A 19,486-nucleotide genomic window follows, 5' to 3' on the forward strand; every position below is an offset into this window, starting at 1 on the left:
CCGGCCGCAGGTCTAACCTGTTCTGCAGACGTTTTTTTGACCGACGGACTTTTTGCAGCCGGAACTTTCGCTGCAGGATTTTTTGCCTGCGGAACTTTTTTTTGCAGGCGGCGGATTCGATTCGGCAGTTTTCGACATATCACGGGCGGAAAAAGGCGGAAGGGGCTTCAAAGGTTCTTGCTGCAGCAGGGAAACATCGGCGGATTTTTTTTCCGCATTTTGAACAGCTGCAGGCGGCTGTACTTGCAATTCGCGGTTTTTTACCGTTTTATTATACAGCCACAGTCCGGCACTTGCAGTACCGGCACAGACGAAAACAAACACTGCCGTTTTTACAATATTTGTATTCATATGTTATTGTACCGAATGCCTTTTGCAAGTGTCAATAGACACATTGCCGCTTTTTGTTATTTTCCCATTCGAACCTCGCCATTCGACCTTCGACCTTCGACCTTCGACCTTCGACCTTCGACATTTGACATTCGTCATTCGCCATTTGACATTCGACACTCAGCATTCGACCTTCGCCCTTCGACATTCGTCATTCGCCATTCGACCTTCGACATTTGTCCTTCGACCTTCGACCTTCGACATTCGTCATTCGTCATTCGCCATTTGACATTCAGCATTCGGCATTTGCACACAACGGCCCTTATATCGGGAACTCTCGGCTAGTCATCCCATTCAGTATACCACTCGGCAGAATCGGTATCCGTAAAACTTACCGAATTTGTGCGTATGTTAAGAGCGGCTATGCGGTTGCGGTCCTCAAAATCGAAAGAAAGGTGACCGTCGGGGTCAAAACCGAATTCCGCATCAAAGCCGTCGTCGGCTATGTAGATATTGTCCTCGTCAAAGCCGATTACCTTTACCGCCCCGTAAAAGTTTTTGGAATAATCATAACTCGTTTCAAGTATATGAGAGTGGGTATTTATACTCGGGTCGGTAAAACCGATTTTTACCGGATTTTCCCCCAAATCGTTTATATTATAGCGCACAACGCCGCCGAAAGCATAAAAAGTGTGATTGCCGACTTTATACCCTGTCTTAAAAAGTACATAGGCATAATCACCGCGCATAAAAAGATCGGTTACTTCCGAGTCTTGGCAGCCTCTGATGTTCATATCATTTTGAATCTCAATAGAAGATTCAACTGTACTGTCAATAGTTTTGACATAGATTTTAGGAGGATTAAAAGCAGTTTTTCCTATCCATGCAATACGATTATTATCTATTGCCGCCGAACCTTTAAAATGGCTGAGGTTTGCTACCGGAGAAGGGTCAACCGAGTTTCCTGCTGCTTTATGAACACTACCGTTTTGGGTCACAACATAAAATTCACCCTTTGTAAAATCATTCATAAATGCCGAATGACCGGCAAATCCCGAGGGAACAGATATAGATTCAGGACCGTCCCCCTCGCTTGTATAGCGGCCAATTTTATCGGAAGGCGACTTATATCCAACATACAGTCTACCCAAACTGTCGCGGGCAAAGATATGCCTTCCAGCGATTGATTGAGGCACATTAACTGATTTCCCGTCCATGTAGAGGGTTAAGTCGTAAGTGTATAGAGCAGCTCCTACTTTAGTCTGCGTAAACAACAGTTTGTTTAAGCCGGATATCTTTTTATTTAATTTGACGCTGACGGCATTTGCGCCTTCTTCTACCCGGTGCGTAACAAAGCCCGACCATATACCCGACGGATTATAGGCGGATACCTTTATGCGCACCGTATCGCCGACGGGAAGGTTTAAACTGACGTTTTTAGGCGCTTGCGGCGGCAATTCCGTAATCGAATAACCGCTAAGTGCTCCTTCGGCTTCGATTTTTATGTATGCGCTTGAAAGCACCGGAAGAGAATTCGAATCCAAGGCACGTTCAAGCGGTGAAGAAGCGCCGAAATCGATTTGTACCGCTGCAAAATCTTTTTTTATCCCGAAATTACAGGCTAAAAAAAGTATCGAACATAAACTTATACACCATACACAGAGTTTTTTCATAGCAGCCTCCTATGCGGGAGCGGGCTTCAATATAAGTACAAAAACCCCACGCTTTATATTATACACGATCTTTTGGGGAAAAACAATATTAAAAGAAAAACAAAAAAACCGCAGCATGTGTAAAAAGACTTTTTCTGTCAGCCCGTACACCTGTCTGCGGTTATGATTTTGAGTTTATAAAAGCGGTTTCCCGCCGGTATTTTAACTTTCGGCTGCGTTTGTTTCGGCAGCAGGTTTGGCAGGGGCGGCTTTATCGGATTTTTTAACGATAAGCTCGCGTATTTTGGCAGCTTTACCGACTTTACCGCGGATATAGTAGAGTTTTGAGCGGCGCACCCGGCCGGGACGCATCAATTCCACTTTTACAATACGGGGGGAATACAGGGGAAACACCCGTTCAACACCGACACCGTACGAATTTTTACGAACGGTAAAGGTACGCCTGACTCCCGAATTCTTAAAGCAGATTACCAAACCTTCGTATACTTGTACACGTTCGTTTTTTCCTTCAATAATTTTAAAGTGAACTTTTACCGTATCGCCCACATTAAAAGATGCAACTTCCCGTTTTTGGGATTCTTCAATCGTTTTTATTACATCCATCACAATCTCCTTGTATCCGTGTTATTTCGGCAACACAGTTTTCGGTTTCGGTTTCGAGCAATCCCGCTTCGCGTGCCGCCCATATCATATCGGGGCGTACCGCCAATGTTTTGGCCACTCGTTTTTTCAAACGCCATAAGCGTATCCGTTCATGATTGCCGGACAGCAAAACCTCAGGAACTTTCATGCCGTCAAACACTTCCGGTTTTGTATATTGGGGATATTCCAATAAACCGCCGGAAAAACTTTCTTCCGCAAGGCTTTCGGCGGATATAACGCCGTCAACCAAACGATACACGGCGTCAATAACAACTTCGGCCGCTATTTCACCGGAAGACAAAACAAAATCTCCTACGGAGATTTCATCGTCTACCCATTTGTCGATTATCCGCTGGTCGATACCTTCATACCGGCCGCAAATAAACACCAGTTTTTTTTCGCGGCTTAATTCGGCCGCCATTTTTTGAGTAAAGGGTTTGCCCGAAGGCGTTACATAAATAACGCGGGGCTCCCCTTCTTTGCGCTTCCGTACCTTTTTTTTTGCACCGCCGGCCGCTTGAGGCGCTTTACGCGTACCTAAAACCGACTGCAAGGCGCAATCAAGAGGACCGGGCAGCATAAGCATACCGGCGCCTCCGCCGTAGGGAGTATCGTCACAGGTTTTGTGCTTATCGAAGGCAAAATCTCTTATATTTACCAGTTCGTAAGCAATAATTCCCTTTTGCACAGCTTTTGCCATAATGGAGCTTTCAAAAAAGCTGTGCACTATTTCGGGAAATAAGGTCAGCACATAAAATTTCATCGTTTTACTCTAAAATCCAGAGGTGCATAAGCTGAATGGTTCCGTGCTCAATATCAACCGTACCGATAAATTCCTTTTTAAAAGGAACCAAAACCGTCCGCGCTTTGTGCACGCCGGCTTTGTTTTTTTTATCCGTACAGGTGTACCCGGCATCCATGCTTTCGGAAACCGCAACCTCTAAAAGGTCGCCGGCTCCGCCTTCCAATATGCCCGTAACAACTCCGGCAACTACCGGTTTTTCCGGTAATCCGGCTTCGGATTTTTGTTCCGCTTTTTCGCCCTTTGTATCCCAGTACAAAAGAGTACAGCCTTTTAAGTCTTCGGCATAGTACTCGTTTTCGTTAAGCGGACAAGCCATGCTCCGAGGCACTACAATCCGCCAAGAAGACAATTTTTTTGCATCTTCCGGAGAATCAATGCCTTTAAATTTCATTAAAAGACAGGACGTTCCGCTTTCTACGGATTCGACGGTATACGGTACCGCCTGTTCATCCTTCCTTAAAGTTACATCGGTCAGTTTAAAAAAATGTTCAACTTCGCCGGATGTACTTTCCACTTTTACCTTACCAGAAATACCGAACGGACTTCTGATAACTCCGATAATAAAATCTGCGGTCATCAGTCCAAAATATCAAGACTGTACCGTTTGCCGGATCTGCCGGCAGATGCGCTTAAAACAGTCCGCAATGCCTTTGCAATGCGTCCGTATTTACCGATAACTTTACCGATATCGCCTTCGGCAACTTTTAATTGAATTACCGGACCGCGCTCTCCTTCCGTTTCTTCTACGGAAACCGCAGCGGGATCGTCGACCAGGGATTTTGCGATATATTCAATCAGGTCTTTTTCCACTTTGCGAACCTCCTGCGGTTACCGTGTAAAGTTTTTTTTGTTTAAAATTTTGCGAACGGTATCGGAAGGCTGAGCGCCTACTCCGAGCCAATAGCGTACACGTTCGGCATCAAAAACAATTTGTTTGTCTTCGGCTTCGATAGGATGATACAGTCCCACTTCTTCAATAGTGGTTCCGTCCCGCGGTTTACGGGCATCCTGTACGACTATACGGTAATACGGACGCTTTTTTGTTCCGAATTTTTTAAGTCTGATTCGTACCATTTAATACCTCCATAAAAAGATTTGCACAAAGCATGAAATTTATTTATATCACAAAGGGACTGCTTGGTCAAGATACAGATACAAGACGGAGCGCACATACCTTGACAACAAAACTATTGCCGGTATACTCTAAAGAGTGAAGCCGAAAAAACATTCTTTGCTTACTGCGGTACAATCCTTTTTTTTTACGTTTGTATTGTATTTTCAAAATAATTTATATTTATACTCGTTAGCCTGTGCCTTCGGTTTTTTATATTCGCTTATCCCGACCGTAATTATGATAGCGGCCGTTCTTATACGGCTTTTGCATACTTCACCGGATATGCTGTACCTTTTTTTAAAAAATGCGGAAAAATGGATTGATATAAAAAATCTTGATTATTTAACCGCTTATTTTTTTACTTCAAAACGTCCGACGCTCTTTGAAATTATTATCGGTATTACGGTCTTTTTTTTGGCACGCCGATTTTTCGGTACCGTTATGCAATCGGTAAAAAGGATATTTCACGAAGCAACCGACCAGCGGCCGCTTATTACTCATTTTATTACCGTCGCCGGCGAAGTGCTTTTAGTTGTTATTACTGCCGTATTGGTCTTTGTTTTAACCGCTTCAAAATCGTTTTTTTATACGCTTCAGGCCGATTCCGTTTTATCCGTACCGGCTTTACTGCCTTTTATAAGTACCGGCCTGAGCGAACTGCTGCCCCTTTTATTCAATACCGTTCCTTATATACTGATATGGATATTTACAAGTCTTGCATTCCGATTTGCATCGGGCACAAAACCGCGTTTTAAAATATGTGTGTTTGCCGCATTACTTTGTTCGCTTATATTTGCCGGAGTCAGTTATATTTTTTCGCTTTTTATAGATACGGCAAAATACAATTTAATTTACGGCGTTTTGGGCAATCTTATGGTTATGCTGCTTGAAGTGTCGGTATTTTTTTCGCTTTTTTTGTTTTTTGCGCAATTCGTATACGTCTTACAGTTTTTCGATTCTCTTTTGCTTGCCGAACTCTACCTTTTGCCGGCTCGCAATGAAACGGGCTTTTTCCAAGGGATTAGGCGTATGCTGTTTATACGCCCCGAACGATTTTTATACACGGTGCCTATGCCGAAAAGAAAAAAACGGGGTAAAAAAAAGAAGCCGGAAGCGGCACATGCCGAAGATGTGCCCGTTTTCGAAACCAAAAAAAACGGCAGTATTATTTTTTCAAAAGGCGATACGGACAAAGCCGTGTATTATTTGGCGGCAGGGTCGGTCGAATTATTGCGAGAAAACAACATTGCCCACCTTGAGCGAGGCGCTTTTTTCGGCGAATTAAGCTTTTTACTCAGCGAGCCGCGAAATGCAACCGCACGGGCCGTAACCGACGTTCAACTTATAAAAATCAGCGAAAAAACGTTTTCGGAACTTTTAAACCGCAGTCCGGAGGCCGTGCGAAAAACCATATCGCAGATTTCCGCTTATTTTGCACGAAACACCAATTTAACGGAAAACGTACATACATAAAAGCCGGCCGACGTCTATTTTGTTTCGGACTGCAATTTCCGAAACAAACTTAAACTTGCATCGTTCCTTGTATCGGGCGCATAGCGGACGCTGTGTATACTTTTTGAAACAATGTTCCGTAAATCGGCCGTTTGCAAGTCGGGATAAAAATATTTTATTTGCGCCAATAAATTACCCAATGAGGTGCTTTCTTTTGCACCCGTTAACAGTTCTTTGCCCGTATAGTTTGCGGTTAATCGGTTTATACGCTTATTTTTGCTTCCGCCGCCGACAATATAAACCGATTCTATTTTTTTAGCGCACGCTCTTTCAATCTCTTCAATCGCGACGGCATAACTGCATGCAAGCGATTCTTCGGCACAGCAAAAAAGGGTTTGCCAATCTTTTTTACCCGTAACTTGATGCGTTTTCAATAAATAAGCCCAAATCGATTCGCTCATAGAAACAGGGTTAAAATATTCCGCATCGTTGACCGACATTATCGGCACGCCGTCTTTTTTCTTTGCCGTCAATGTATCGATTTCGCTCCATTCGATTTCAGTTCCCTTTTCCGCTTCATATTCTTTTTTGAGCTTTTGCAAAATAAACATTCCGGCATTGTTTTTTAAAAGAGTTATACTGTCAAAAGCGCCGACCTCATTTGTTAAGCCTGCATTTAAAACTTCGTCCGAAATAAGAGGCTCTGAAAGTTCCGTTCCTATTAAAGACCATGTTCCGGCGCTTATAAACGAAAAAGATTCGTCTTTGCCTGCGGGAACGGCTAAAACGGCGGCAGCCGTGTCGTGGGACGGAACACAAATAAGCGGAATATCATAATCAATCCCCAGTTCCGTTTTTATTTTTGCCGTTATATTTCCCAACAGCATACTGTGCTTACCGATAGGAGCAAATAAGCCGGATCGTATGGCAAACATATCGCAGATATATTTGCTTACCGTTTTGGTTTTTGTGTTCATAAGCTGAGTAGTGGAAAATTCGGTCGGCTCATTGATTTTTTGCCCCGTAAAAAAATAATTTAAAATATCGGGTATCATCAATAATGTATCCGCGGCATTTACCAAGCCGGGCATCCGCTCTTGCAAAGCTTTTAGTAAAAAAAGCGAATTGATTTTATCGCATAAAATGCCGGTTTCATAAAACATGTTTTTTTTGTCGGCAGGCGAAACCTTGTTTAAAATCTCCGCACCGTATGTATTACGATATGCACAAGGGTTATTGAGCATAGTTCCTTCTTTAGCAAAAAAAGCAAAATCGACACCCCATGTACAAATACCTGCGGAATGTATCTGTGTAACACAGGATGCCGCTTTTTTCAGTCCTTCAAGCAGTCCCTTGTAAATATGCAATATATCCCAATAAAAATATCCGTTTACTTCAATCATATAATTCGGTACTTGATCTATAACTTCGGTAATCAATTTTTCTCCGTCATAGGTACCTAAAATCGTTCGAAAGGAGGAATTCCCGCAATCAAATGCTATCATATTTTTTTGAATCATATAATCAGTCTAAGCGCAAAAACGGTATTTGTCAATTCGCATTTATATGTATGCACTGTTGCAGAACTCGGTTCTGTTGCAGAACCGGCGGTGTTTGTGATATAATCCGCGCATATGACAAAATATATTTTTATTACCGGCGGTGTCGTTTCGGGTTTGGGCAAGGGTATTGCGGCTGCTTCTATCGGATTGATTTTAAAAAGCAGGGGCTTAAAAGTCGTAAATCAAAAATTCGACCCCTATTTGAACATAGATCCGGGCACTTTAAATCCGTATGAGCACGGGGAAGTATTCGTGACCGACGACGGGGCGGAAACCGACCTTGATTTGGGGCATTACGAGCGTTTTACCGATGTCAGTTTGTCTAAAAACAGCAGTACGAGCGCCGGAAAAGTATACCTTTCCGTATTAAATACCGAACGCGAAGGCGGTTATAACGGAAAAACCGTGCAGGTTATTCCCAACGTAACCGACGAAATCCGCACCAGAATGATGGCCGCCGCTAAAGAAAATAAAGTCGATGTCGTTATTACCGAAGTCGGCGGCACGGTCGGCGATATAGAATCCCTTCCTTTTATAGAAGCAATCAGGCAAATAAAATACGAGGTCGGTTTTGAAAACTGCGCTTACGTGCATTTAACGCTTATGCCCTATATGAAAAAAGCGCAGGAATTAAAAACAAAGCCTACCCAACACAGCGTAAAAGATTTGCAGGGCTTGGGTATTCAGCCCGACGTTATTATGCTCAGAAGCGAAATGCCCATCGATTTTGCAACAAGGGAAAAACTCGCCCTGTTTTGTAATGTTCCCAACGAAGCCATCATTCAAAATTTAAACGCACAGTCTATTTACGAAGTGCCCCTTATGCTTGAAGCGGAAGGCTTGGGAAACGCAATTTGCAAAGCCCTGCATATCGATTGCCGAAAAAGCGATTTAAGCGATTGGGAAAAAATTGTTGAGCGTTTTCACCGGCCGGCACAAAAAGTAAAAATCGCCCTGGTCGGAAAATATATAGAACTGCACGACGCCTATCTTTCGGTCGCCGAATCTTTAATTCATGCGGGCATTCACCACAACAGTGCAGTCGAAATAGAATGGGTGGATTCGGAAAGTATAACCGATTTACAAAGCGCCGCCGATCGGCTTAACGGCGCAAGCGGCATTATTTTACCCGGCGGCTTCGGTACAAGGGGTGTTGAAGGTATGATTTTTGCCGCTCAATATGCGCGCGAAAACACAATTCCCTTTTTCGGTATTTGTTTAGGTATGCAAATATGCGTTATAGAGTATGCACGCAACGTGTTGGGCTTAAAAGATGCCGATTCGACCGAAATGAATCGGGATACGGGGCACCCCGTTATAAGCCTTATGAGCGATAAGGCGGGAACCGAAGTTCCCGGAGGTCTTATGGGCGGAACTTTGCGTTTGGGAAAATACGAGTGCAGCCTTGCCGACGGCTCTTTGGCGCACAAAGCATACGGCGAACACAAAATTTGGGAGCGCCACCGCCACCGTTATGAGTTTAACAATGATTTTAAAGAACCTTTTGAAAAGGGTGGATTAAAATTCAGCGGTATAAACGAAGAGCGCGGCTTGGTTGAAATTGCGGAATTGGATACAAAGGTTCATCCGTGGATGCTTGCCGTACAGTTCCACCCCGAATTCAAGTCGAGGCCGAACAGGGCTCATCCTTTGTTTAGGGATTTTATCGGTGCCGCCCTTGCACACGGCGGTTCGGCAAAAAACTGACATTTTTCGGCACTCCGGCCGTTTTTCGGCTTTCGGCCGCACAAAAGGGTATATCAACAGCGTAACGGGAGACATTATGCACGAACATATAAAGGTTCTGGACTTCGGGAGCCAGTATGCACATTTGATAACAAAACGCCTTCGCCTTTCGGGCTACTATGCCGAAATCGCGTCCCCGGCCTCCCCCGCCGCTTCCTTTGAGCATACGCGCGGCATTATTTTATCGGGCGGCCCCGCTTCCGTGTACGAAAAGGATATTCCCGAATTCAATGAGGGGATTTTCGATTTGGATATTCCGGTACTCGGTTTGTGCTATGGGCATCAGCTTATGTGTAAGCACTACGGCGGCACCGTACAAAAGGCGCAAGCCGGAGAATTCGGCATAGCTTCTTTAATCGAATGTAAAGAAAACCCCTCTCCCCTTTTTGAAAACATCGCCTTTCCTTCTCAAGTGTGGATGAGCCATCAGGATGAGGTAAGCTCTTTGCCGCCGGGCTTTGAATGTACCGCATACACCGCAAACTGCGCTTATGCAGCGATTCAAGACCTTAAGCGAAAACGCTTCGGCTTACAGTTTCACACGGAAGTAAAAGATACCGTTCAGGGAATAGAGATTTTGGAAAACTTTGCGCGTTTTTGCGGCATGGGAAAAAATCGGAACACGGATGTTCTTCTTAATGAAATTATGGAAGATATTCGCCGCGACGCACAAAACCGTTCGGTATTGCTTTTTTTATCGGGCGGCGTAGACTCAACCGTAGCCTTTGCCCTTTTAAACAAAGCGCTCGGTACGGAGCGGGTTAAGGGGCTTCATATAGACAACGGCTTTATGCGCAAAAACGAAAGTGCATCAATAGCCGAGCGCTACCGTTCATTCGGATTTACAAACTTTATCGTCGAAGACGCTTCCGATCGATTTTTAAAAGCCGTATATCGCGAAACCGACCCGCAAAAAAAACGCCATGCCGTCGGTGAAACCTTTATCAAAGTGCGCGACGAGGTAGCATCAAAATACGGTTTGGATTCGGATCATTGGCTTTTGGCGCAGGGAACGCTTTACCCCGACATTATAGAATCGGGCGGAACAAAAAATGCGCACGTTATAAAAACCCATCACAACCGAGTAGAAGGCATTCAGGAATTGATTGAAAAGGGTTTGATTATTGAGCCTTTAAAAGATTTGTATAAGGATGAGGTGCGCATTATCGGTAAACAGCTCGGCCTTCCCGACGAATTGATTATGCGCCATCCTTTTCCCGGCCCCGGCCTTTCGATAAACGTGTTGGGAAGTACCGGAAAACTCGACAATTCTTCAGAATATAAAGAAGCCCTTGCACAAACGGCCGCCGCCCTTAGCGAGCTTAAAAAACATTCAACTTCAGTCGCCGCCTCCCCTTCCGCTGCAATCGCTTCCCCCGCCTCGCAAGCCGTTGCCGACGCCGTTACGGGAGACCTTGCGGAAGCCGTCGGCTGCATAGAGCGAATCGGCGTTTTACCCGTAAAGTCGGTCGGTGTGCAGGGAGATTTCCGCACCTACCGCTTTCCTGCGGTTTTGTATACCGCAAGCCAAGACGACTATGCGGATAAAAAAGCCTCTTTACAAAAAGCGGAAAAACTCTTTGCCGTACACGGCGCCGAACGCTTATGGGGCGGCTTTGAACACATATCTTCGGGATTGACCAATTCCTGCGAAAAGATAAACCGCACGGTATGGGCGCTCTACGAAAAAAAAGACTGCCGTCTTGTCGAAGGCTATTGCGATAAGGGGCGGCTCGACCACATACGCGAAACCGATGCCGTTATGCTCGACGAATTACGAAAATCGTCCTGGTACGCAAAAATCTTCCAGCATTTAACGATAAACCTTCCCTACGCCGCCGAAGACGGGCACTGCTCCATTGTGCTGCGTCCGGTTGTATCCGAAGACGTTATGACCGCACGTTTTGCGCATCTTGAGCCCCGCGTTCTTTTTGCCGCCCTTGAGCGGATAACGGATTTCGACTTTATCGATGCGGTATACTACGATATTACAAACAAACCGCCCGCCACCTTTGGCTGGGAGTAAAAAGAGGGGAAATAACTAAAATAATATTAACATTCAATTGTTTTATATTATGAATTATACCCGGCAGCGATTACACCTTGTTTTGATTTAAAATCGGAAGGAGAGCAGTCCATGTATTTACGAAAAACTTCTGCAAAATACTTATAACTATTAAAGCCGGTTTTTTCTGCAATTTCATAAATATAACAGGTTTCAGTTTTTAACATTAATATTGAAATATGAATACGGTATCTATTAAGAAAATCATTAAACGGGAAACCGGTTTCCTTTTTTAATATTCGATTCAAATATGTTGTACTTATGCTATATTTTGTACTAAGCTCGTTTAAAGTTATCTTATTTTTAAAATTTTTCCTTATATAATGATATATTTCTTTTACATAAAGAGAAAAATTATCTTGTAGCTCGTCGATTTTTTTTACACTAAAAGAACCTATAGGAACATCTTCTGTCAATACAATCTGTTTATTTTCAAAATATTTACAAATCTTTCTTATAGCTTTAGATAATTGGTCAGGATTTACGGGTTTAAGAAGATATTCATGTGCTCGTAATTGTACTGCTTTTTGTGCATATGAAAAATCATTATATGCCGATAAAATTATTGTTTCAAAACAATGATACTGTTTTGCTTTTGTCAACATCTCAAGCCCATCCAATAATGGCATACGAATATCGGTAATGACAATATCAGGAGTTAATTCAATAATTTTCTCCAAACCTTCTTTACCGTTTACCGCTTCACCAACTATTTCACAGTTAAGCTCTATCCAGTTAGTTTTATGCAATAAAAATTTGCGTATTATGTTTTCATCTTCAACAATTAATACTTTATACATATCTTAATCGCTTTGTTTTGCAGGGAAAGCTAATCTTATATCCGTTCCTTTTTTTAATTTACTTTTGATTTTTATTCCGTATGCGGATCCATACACCAATCTTAGCCTATAATGGGTATTCAATAGTCCCAAATGTTTTGATGTGGGTACCCATTCCTTATTTAATTTTTCATTTAATTTTTGTAATTGTTCCTCAGAAATACCGTCCCCATTATCTTTTACATGTAAAATAACAATACCTTTTATTATAATACCCGTTATTTTTATAGAAAGATTTTCTTTATAGTGTCTGTATTTTATACAATTTTCAACTAATGGTTGTAATAATAATTTAGGTATCTTAGATTTATATAAATCCTTTGAAATGTTGATAGAGTATTGCAATTTCTCTTCAAGACGTATTTTTTGCAATTCTAAATACGTTTTTATATATGATAAATCTTCTTTGATTTCAACTTGTGTATTTTTACTACCAAGGCTATAACGTAACAAACCTGCTAAAAGTTCAATTATTTCATTGGATTTTGCGGGATTGTCATAATTGGTATAATATATAATTTGTAAAACATTAAATAAAAAATGAGGATCAAACTGTGCTTGCAGCAACCTTATCTCAGCAAGACGAGTCTGATTACTGATTGCTATATTTTGATTAATTAAATTTTTTATCTCACTAACTAATTCTATATATTGATTGGATAAATATTGGAATTCATCGTTATTCTCCAATTGTAACTTATAATCGAGATTACCTGCTTGGAATTCCGATATAGCATTTTTTAACTGAATGACAGGTGTACTTAATTTCTTTGCAACAGACGATGAAAGAATATTCATCATAGCCAATATTAAGGTTGAAAAAAAGAATATTAATAGAAATCCGTATAGAATCATTTGTTCCAAAATGGTTATAGAAGTGAGTATTGTTACACTAATATTTGTTCCCTGTAATAAACACTGCGTAATTAGATAATGTATTTTATTAAGTGATATCACAGACGGGATTAAAGTTTTCTCATAAGTAAATCTGTTCCATGTATCTTTTATCCTATGATGATTTGTAGCTATAATAGTATCGTAATTATCGCTTAAAACAACAGCGTGCAAGTCAGTCGTTGATATTACAGACATCAAATCTGTTTCCAACATCTCACATATTATAAAACAAGAAGCTGCAGTATTCATTCTTATTTTATTTCCAAGAATATATACAATATCGTTATTCCCAACTCTTTTTTCATGAGAAGTATAACCGATTATCTTACCTTCATCGATATCAGCAATTTCTAGAATTTGCTTATGCAACGAATTGTTTATTATGTAATTTTCTCCCATTTGCCAAGCATTTGTTATTAAAATATTGGCATCCGTATCCAATACATAGAAAAGACATTTACATTGTCGATTGCGATTAAAATCATATAATATCTTATATAATAAATCCTTGTTTTCACGATCCAATATATATGAATGCAATACCTCATTGTTAGCAAGAGATTCTAAGAATACAATGTAATCCGTAATTTCTTTTGATAATACAGATCTTAATTTTGTATTTGTTTTTAAATTACTTTGTACAACAATATAAACACTACAAGAAATAAAGGTTAGCCAAAGTAACAGAAAAAAAAGAATAAGGATGGCAACATAATGGAAAAAAGCTGATTTCACGGAACTATTAAAATCTTGTCCTCTTTCATGCTTCATATTATCCGCCTAATACTTTACCCCTAAATTTTTATTTCTGAATTCTTTGATAATTTAAAAAATAACAATAGCACGGTCACGGTACTTAAAGCCAATATAACAGATAGAGCTGCAGCTGTTCCATAGTTTGAACGAACAACCTCAGTATAAATAGCTATTGTTAAAGTTTCCGTTTTTTTCACATAAAGGAGGATCGTTGCACTAAGCTCACTGATAATAGTCATCCAACTTAAAATTGCCCCTGACAACACACCGGGAAACATCATTGGTAATACAATATATCCAAAAGTTTTAATATTTGAAGCGCCTAAGCTGATAGCAGCTTCTTCAACACTCGGATGTATGTTTGTTAATATTGCAGCGCTTGAGCGTATTGTATATGGTATACGCCGTAAAACATATGCCAGCAACATGATGAATACACTGCCGACTAACATAAAAGGTTTACGGTTAAAGCCGAGTAACAATGCAATCCCCATGATAGAACCCGGAATAATATACGATACCATTGTCATTGTATCAAGTAAGTGTGTAATTACACTTGCACGTCTTACTGCCAAATAGGCAACAAATACACCGATTAAAACAATCATCAGAACGGCTACTATACTAAAGACATACGTATTTACCAAACAGTTTCCTAATTTTTTAAAGGCTATATGAAAGCTAGTAAGCGAATATCCCGGTATAAACATTCTTCCGCTTGTACTTGTCTTTCGGAAAGCAGTATACGTAACGGTCAATTGCGGTAATAATCCTAAGAAAACTATTATATATACGAATATATGCGCTGCAATATTTTTCAATCCAGAATGTTGTATTGCTTCCATAGATTTATTTGCATTCATAGTGTATGACATTTTGCGAGATATATATTTTTGTAACAGAAAAAATATCAATGTAATAATAACCATAATGACACTTAATGCCGCAGCGAAACCGTCATTTCCACCAACCTCACTGATGAATTCATTATATATAAGATATGGCATTGTACGATAGCCTTTGCCAATAAGTTGTGGCGTCCCAAAATCGGCCATACTTCGCATAAATACCAATACGGCTCCGGATAAAATCATCGGCATCAATAACGGCAAAATGACTTTAAAGAAACGTCTAATCCCTATACAACCAAAGCTTTCCGATGCCTCAAGCAATGATTTATTTATATTTTTTAGAGCGCCGGATACATATAAATAAATCAGAGGATATAATTGTAACGAAAAAACAGTTAACATTCCGTGAAATCCATAAATTGACGGTAATATAATGCCGGAAGTATTTTTAACAAAATTAGTTATAACACCGTTACGCCCAAGTAATAATATCCAGCTATATGCACCGATAAAAGGAGGTGATAACATTGTAATAATAATTATAATTTCAAGAAACTTTTTTCCATAGATTTTCATGGTATGTGTAATATACGCAAGTACGGTTCCGATAATTACCGTTGTGAATGTTGCAGAAAAAGCAACAAGAAGACTATTTGTTAAAGCAGATACATAATATTTTTTTTCAAGGAATTTATTAAAATATTTAAACGAAAAAATTCCGTCATTTATAACACTTAGACGAAATATTTGTAAAAGCGGATATACCATAAATAATGTAAAGAATAACAAACAAATAATTGTAGACAATGTCCAAATATCCCATTTAATTCGGATAGATTTTATCTTATCAATTTGCATTATGCTCTACTCCTTGAACAAGATTTTTTGAACCGTCTTTAGTGAATACGTTTATTTTTTTAGATTTTATTTGTAAATGTACTTTTGTGTTTTTAGGAATAATTTCAGCAATATCAGATTCCGATATTGTTTCGATTTCCCGGCCATCCGATAAAGTTATAAAGTAGTGAGTATTCAATCCTAAAAATACACTATCTTTAATGACACCTTCTATACCATTCTTTGAATGTCTTGATATGCAAAATTCTTCAGGACGTATGGAAACTTTAACCGTACCTATATTTTTCGCCTCAGGAAGCATATTATCCATCTTTATTGTATAATTGTTATAAAATTGTAATGTATCGCTCTTATTTATTTCGATACATTGTGCTTCAATAACATTACTTCTACCGATAAAGGTTGCAACAAATAAATTTGCCGGTCTTTGATAAATATTTTTTGGAGTTCCCACATGCTGTAAAACACCTTGGTTCATTACTCCGATTCTGTCGCTAATAGCAAGTGCTTCTTCTTGGTCATGTGTTACATATATTGTTGTAATTCCTATTGAGTGTTGTATTTCTCTGATAGCATTTCGCATTTCAATTCTTAGCTTTGCATCTAAATTTGATAAAGGTTCATCCATTAATAATACGTCCGGCCTAATTACAATTGCTCGTGCTAAAGCTATTCTCTGTTGTTGCCCTCCAGACATATTCTGAGGTAATCTGTCTTTTAATTCCTCAATATGAACTGTTTTTAATATTTCGTTAACTCGACAATTTATTTCTTCATTGGATATCTTTCTTTCTTGAAGTCCGAATGCAACATTTTTAAAAACCGATAAATGAGGAAATACAGCATAATCTTGAAAAACCATACCTATATTGCGTTTACTGGGTGGAACATTATTTATAATTTGATTATTGAATGATATTGTTCCTCCTTCTATTGTATTGAATCCCGCTACCATACGTAATAAAGTTGTTTTACCGCAGCCTGACGGTCCGAGAAGTGTAAAAAATTCTCCTTCATGTACTTTTAGAGAAAGTCCGGGTATAACAGGCATTCCATCATCATATTTCTTTATAACTGTATCAAACATAATTGGATAACTCATTTTGCATAGCCCTCAGTATATTTCCATATTATTCAAAAAAATTGCTGTAAAAAATTATTATTTGACAACTCAACACGTCTGCAATTAAGTTTTTGTATATACCTAATTGCAGACAGTTTTTTGATTTTTTAATATTTATTTTACATTAGTCACATAGTCTGTCCATTTTTCTACCCATTCGGACTTTTTCTGTGAAACATATTGAAAATCTGTTGTAGTCAGTTTTATTTCCTTAAGAGGTTTCATGTGTTTTCCAACAACGGCATCCTTTCTGACGCCCCGAAGACAAGCTTCCGTCCCGAGTTTATTTTGAATGTCTTCACTGAGCACATAATCAATAAATTTCTGGGCATTTGTCAAGTTTTTCGTTCCTTTTACTATCATCAAAGCTGAACCGCAATAAACGACACCTTCTTCCATATAAACGACTTCAATATGATCGGCCCCCTCTTTAACATAAGAACAGGCAGGATCCTCATAAGTCAAACCAACAGCATATTCACCTCCTACAACACCCTTATGAACAGCACTTGAAGATTGCAGGACATTTCCGGAAATGTTTTCCAACAATTTTTGGACATATTCCCATGCTTGGGGACTATCATGTTTTCCTTCCGGAGAAAAATCTGCCATAATATTAGTAAGATGATCAAACGCAGAACTTGATGCAGCAGCATCGGCTGTTACGATTTTACCTTTGAGTGCAGGATTCAATAAATCTTTGTATCCTTTTACTTTTATATTTCCAATAAGGTTTTTATTTATAAGTATAACAGATGTACCCATTTTATATTGATTGATAGCACCGTCATTTTTAAAACCGGCAATAATATGTTTTTGATTAGGAGATTCATACGGATGAAATAAATGTTCCTTTGATTTTGCCATTAAATAGCTACATCCCAACAATACATCGGCTTTTGGATCATTTGCTTCTGATTCCAAACGTTTTAGAATTTCACCGGAACCGCCGGTTATGATTTCAACTTTTATTCCTGTTTTTTCTTGAAAACTGGGTACTATTAAGTTTATAAGTTCATCTGATTCCGTAGAATACAAAGTCAGAATTTTATTTTCACCGGTTTTTGCCGCAGCATTATCACTTGTACCTTTGGCAAAGCTCAAAAAGACCAGTAATCCCATTGTTACCGTTGCAATGATTTTTTTCATAATTAAACTCCTTGAAAATAGTTTTATAGATATACAATCTCTTATATCTATAAAAATTATACCATTGAATATCCAATTTACAATCCACAATAAGAAACAAAATATCCGCAATTCGAAACTAAGTTTATTTATAGAGAGCGCGCAGCAATACTCATAACTGTTATAAAGGAAAAGGTATATTGGAATAACAAAAATTCAATATATAAATTTAATTGTCAATCTGATAACGAAAATTTAATCAACCTCATTTTAACTTTTCCATCACCCTTTACTGTTTGCCGAAAGTATGAGATACTGAAAAACACAAAAACACAGGAGTCATTATGAAAGACATTATTGAATACGACGATTTTGCAAAATTGGATATGAGGGCGGGAACGGTTTTATCCTGCGAAAAGGTTGAAAATGCCGAAAAGCTGTATAAAATTATGGTCGATGTCGGTGAAGAAAACCCGCGGCAAATAGTATCGAGTTTGGTCGATTACTACACTGCAGAAGAATTGACCGGAAAGCGCATTATCGTTTTGGTGAATTTAAAGCCGCGGAAAATGCGCGGTATAGAATCGCAGGGTATGCTTTTGTGCAGCGAAACCGAAGACGGTAAAACCTGCGTTCTTTTAAAGCCCGAAAAAGACGTGGAACCGGGAACCCCCGTTACATAAAAGCTTAATAGGCCGGAACCTTTGGAACCGTTTCGACAGACACGGGTTCCGGTACATGTAAGCTTTCTATTTTTTGTAATTCATCAGCCTGTTTTTTTATTTCTTCTTCTACATCGTAGGCATTTTGCAAACCGAGCCAAAATCGGGTACTTGTTCCGAAAAAGGCTGCAAAGCGCAATGCCGTATCGGCCGTTATTCTCCTTTTTCCGTGTATAATATCCGATATTCTTGTTTGAGGAATACGTATAGCCTTTGCCAGCCTATAGGCGGAAATATTCATCGGCTTTAAAAATTCTTCCGATAATATTTCTCCGGGGTGAATATTCGGTAATTTATCATCAATGATAATCGACAATTTCGAGTTCATAGGCATCGTTAAATGATTTGATCACGGAACAATAATACTGCAAGACAGGAGTATTGTCAAATTTATTTTATATCACTGAAATTTGTCGAAATACACGAGAAAATACCTATATACGAACCGGAAAATTCCGTAAAAAATCAAAAAACGGACGCTTGACTAAGGCAAGACTTTTTTGATATACTGAACGGCGTATCGGGCGGAATAATTCAACCCGCTGCGGTCACGGTGCCTGTAGTTCAGGGGTAGAGCGCCAGATTGTGGATCTGGTTGTCGAGGGTTCAAATCCCTTCAGGCACCCGAACAGATTATCTGTTTTATGCGTTCGTAGCTCAGCCGGATAGAGCAACGGACTTCGAATCCGTAGGTCGCACGTTCGAACCGTGTCGGACGCAGCGTAAATATTCGCAACGTGTAAACGTTCGGGGTAAAGTAAAAAACGGATTATTACGGGCCATTAGCTCAGTTGGTAGAGCAACAGACTCTTAATCTGTGGGTCGCTGGTTCGAAGCCGGCATGGCTCAAAAAGACCGAAACTGTAAAAAGGAAATATCCTTACAAACAGTTTCGGTTTTTTTATTTTTAAATCGGCGGCTGC

Annotated in this window: 17 protein-coding genes, 3 tRNA genes and 1 pseudogene; 7 read left to right on the forward strand and 14 right to left on the reverse strand. The window is 39.8% G+C overall.

What is annotated here, in order from left to right; genetic code table 11:
• Nucleotides 1–12: 12 nt before the first annotated feature.
• From H0R92_RS03040 to rpsP, 7 genes are all read right to left on the reverse strand, one after another.
• Complete coding sequence (locus tag H0R92_RS03040; RefSeq protein ID WP_432961033.1) at nucleotides 13–351, reverse strand: hypothetical protein; 339 nt, start codon at nucleotides 349–351, stop codon at nucleotides 13–15.
• A gap of 320 nt (nucleotides 352–671) precedes the next feature.
• A complete protein-coding gene (locus tag H0R92_RS03045) occupies nucleotides 672–2,003 on the reverse strand; it encodes a hypothetical protein (RefSeq protein WP_432961035.1) in 1,332 nt (443 codons plus the stop codon).
• Nucleotides 2,004–2,204: 201 nt separating this feature from the next.
• Nucleotides 2,205–2,606 (reverse strand): 50S ribosomal protein L19, encoded by a 402-nt coding sequence (gene rplS, locus H0R92_RS03050; protein ID WP_432961037.1) that lies wholly within the window; start codon nucleotides 2,604–2,606, stop codon nucleotides 2,205–2,207.
• Entirely contained in the window at nucleotides 2,584–3,408 is an 825-nt protein-coding gene (trmD, locus tag H0R92_RS03055; RefSeq protein ID WP_432961039.1) for a tRNA (guanosine(37)-N1)-methyltransferase TrmD, read from the reverse strand. The genes rplS and trmD overlap by 23 nt, the downstream gene beginning before the upstream one ends.
• Before the next feature lie 4 nt (nucleotides 3,409–3,412).
• The gene (gene rimM / locus H0R92_RS03060) at nucleotides 3,413–4,027 is read right to left on the reverse strand and encodes a ribosome maturation factor RimM (protein WP_432961041.1); all 615 of its coding nucleotides are present in this window, start codon (nucleotides 4,025–4,027) and stop codon (nucleotides 3,413–3,415) included.
• The gene (locus H0R92_RS03065) at nucleotides 4,027–4,260 is read right to left on the reverse strand and encodes a KH domain-containing protein (protein ID WP_432961043.1); all 234 of its coding nucleotides are present in this window, start codon (nucleotides 4,258–4,260) and stop codon (nucleotides 4,027–4,029) included. The genes rimM and H0R92_RS03065 overlap by 1 nt, the downstream gene beginning before the upstream one ends.
• A gap of 18 nt (nucleotides 4,261–4,278) precedes the next feature.
• A complete protein-coding gene (rpsP, locus tag H0R92_RS03070) occupies nucleotides 4,279–4,524 on the reverse strand; it encodes a 30S ribosomal protein S16 (protein ID WP_432961045.1) in 246 nt (81 codons plus the stop codon).
• A 136-nt stretch (nucleotides 4,525–4,660) separates the two neighbouring features.
• Here rpsP and H0R92_RS03075 point away from each other — a divergent pair, with 136 nt between their 5' ends.
• Nucleotides 4,661–6,037, forward strand: coding sequence for a YhjD/YihY/BrkB family envelope integrity protein (locus H0R92_RS03075; RefSeq protein ID WP_432961047.1), 1,377 nt, complete (start codon nucleotides 4,661–4,663; stop codon nucleotides 6,035–6,037).
• A gap of 14 nt (nucleotides 6,038–6,051) precedes the next feature.
• On the opposite strand, the gene H0R92_RS03080 is transcribed toward H0R92_RS03075, so the two are convergent.
• Nucleotides 6,052–7,536: a rhamnulokinase gene (locus H0R92_RS03080; RefSeq protein WP_432961049.1), complete on the reverse strand. Its 1,485-nt coding sequence runs from the start codon at nucleotides 7,534–7,536 to the stop codon at nucleotides 6,052–6,054.
• 114 nt (nucleotides 7,537–7,650) lie between these two features.
• On the opposite strand from H0R92_RS03080, the gene H0R92_RS03085 reads away from it, so the two are divergent.
• Both H0R92_RS03085 and guaA read left to right on the forward strand, forming a co-directional pair.
• The gene (locus tag H0R92_RS03085; RefSeq protein ID WP_432961051.1) at nucleotides 7,651–9,285 is read left to right on the forward strand and encodes a CTP synthase; all 1,635 of its coding nucleotides are present in this window, start codon (nucleotides 7,651–7,653) and stop codon (nucleotides 9,283–9,285) included.
• A gap of 76 nt (nucleotides 9,286–9,361) precedes the next feature.
• Entirely contained in the window at nucleotides 9,362–11,350 is a 1,989-nt protein-coding gene (gene guaA, locus H0R92_RS03090) for a glutamine-hydrolyzing GMP synthase (RefSeq protein WP_432961053.1), read from the forward strand.
• Between the two features lie 47 nt (nucleotides 11,351–11,397).
• On the opposite strand, the gene H0R92_RS03095 is transcribed toward guaA, so the two are convergent.
• The 5 genes from H0R92_RS03095 to H0R92_RS03115 form a co-directional block, all read right to left on the reverse strand.
• Nucleotides 11,398–12,189 carry a response regulator transcription factor gene (locus H0R92_RS03095; protein ID WP_432961055.1) on the reverse strand — a complete coding sequence of 264 codons (792 nt, stop codon included), beginning with the start codon at nucleotides 12,187–12,189 and terminating at the stop codon, nucleotides 11,398–11,400.
• Nucleotides 12,190–12,192: 3 nt separating this feature from the next.
• Nucleotides 12,193–13,896: a sensor histidine kinase gene (locus H0R92_RS03100; protein WP_432961057.1), complete on the reverse strand. Its 1,704-nt coding sequence runs from the start codon at nucleotides 13,894–13,896 to the stop codon at nucleotides 12,193–12,195.
• A gap of 23 nt (nucleotides 13,897–13,919) precedes the next feature.
• Complete coding sequence (locus tag H0R92_RS03105) at nucleotides 13,920–15,590, reverse strand: ABC transporter permease (RefSeq protein WP_432961059.1); 1,671 nt, start codon at nucleotides 15,588–15,590, stop codon at nucleotides 13,920–13,922.
• Nucleotides 15,580–16,692 carry an ABC transporter ATP-binding protein gene (locus H0R92_RS03110; RefSeq protein ID WP_432961061.1) on the reverse strand — a complete coding sequence of 371 codons (1,113 nt, stop codon included), beginning with the start codon at nucleotides 16,690–16,692 and terminating at the stop codon, nucleotides 15,580–15,582. Before H0R92_RS03110 ends, H0R92_RS03105 begins: the two co-directional genes overlap by 11 nt.
• Before the next feature lie 135 nt (nucleotides 16,693–16,827).
• Nucleotides 16,828–17,862: an extracellular solute-binding protein gene (locus H0R92_RS03115; protein WP_432961063.1), complete on the reverse strand. Its 1,035-nt coding sequence runs from the start codon at nucleotides 17,860–17,862 to the stop codon at nucleotides 16,828–16,830.
• A 314-nt stretch (nucleotides 17,863–18,176) separates the two neighbouring features.
• On the opposite strand from H0R92_RS03115, the pseudogene metG reads away from it, so the two are divergent.
• Nucleotides 18,177–18,524 (forward strand): annotated as a pseudogene (gene metG, locus H0R92_RS03120) (methionine--tRNA ligase subunit beta); the annotation flags it as partial.
• A 4-nt stretch (nucleotides 18,525–18,528) separates the two neighbouring features.
• Here metG and H0R92_RS03125 read toward each other — a convergent pair.
• On the reverse strand, nucleotides 18,529–18,891 hold the full coding sequence (locus H0R92_RS03125) for a HigA family addiction module antitoxin (protein ID WP_432961065.1): 363 nt from the start codon (nucleotides 18,889–18,891) through the stop codon (nucleotides 18,529–18,531).
• Nucleotides 18,892–19,116: 225 nt separating this feature from the next.
• Here H0R92_RS03125 and H0R92_RS03130 point away from each other — a divergent pair.
• From H0R92_RS03130 to H0R92_RS03140, 3 genes are all read left to right on the forward strand, one after another.
• Nucleotides 19,117–19,188: transfer RNA gene (locus tag H0R92_RS03130), tRNA-His, on the forward strand.
• A 21-nt stretch (nucleotides 19,189–19,209) separates the two neighbouring features.
• Nucleotides 19,210–19,283 (forward strand) — tRNA-Arg (locus tag H0R92_RS03135).
• A 56-nt stretch (nucleotides 19,284–19,339) separates the two neighbouring features.
• Nucleotides 19,340–19,412 (forward strand) — tRNA-Lys (locus H0R92_RS03140).
• Nucleotides 19,413–19,486 lie beyond the last annotated feature (74 nt).

It is taken from the genome of Treponema sp. OMZ 840, assembly GCF_050937815.1.
Classification (GTDB): Bacteria; Spirochaetota; Spirochaetia; order Treponematales; family Treponemataceae; genus Treponema_C.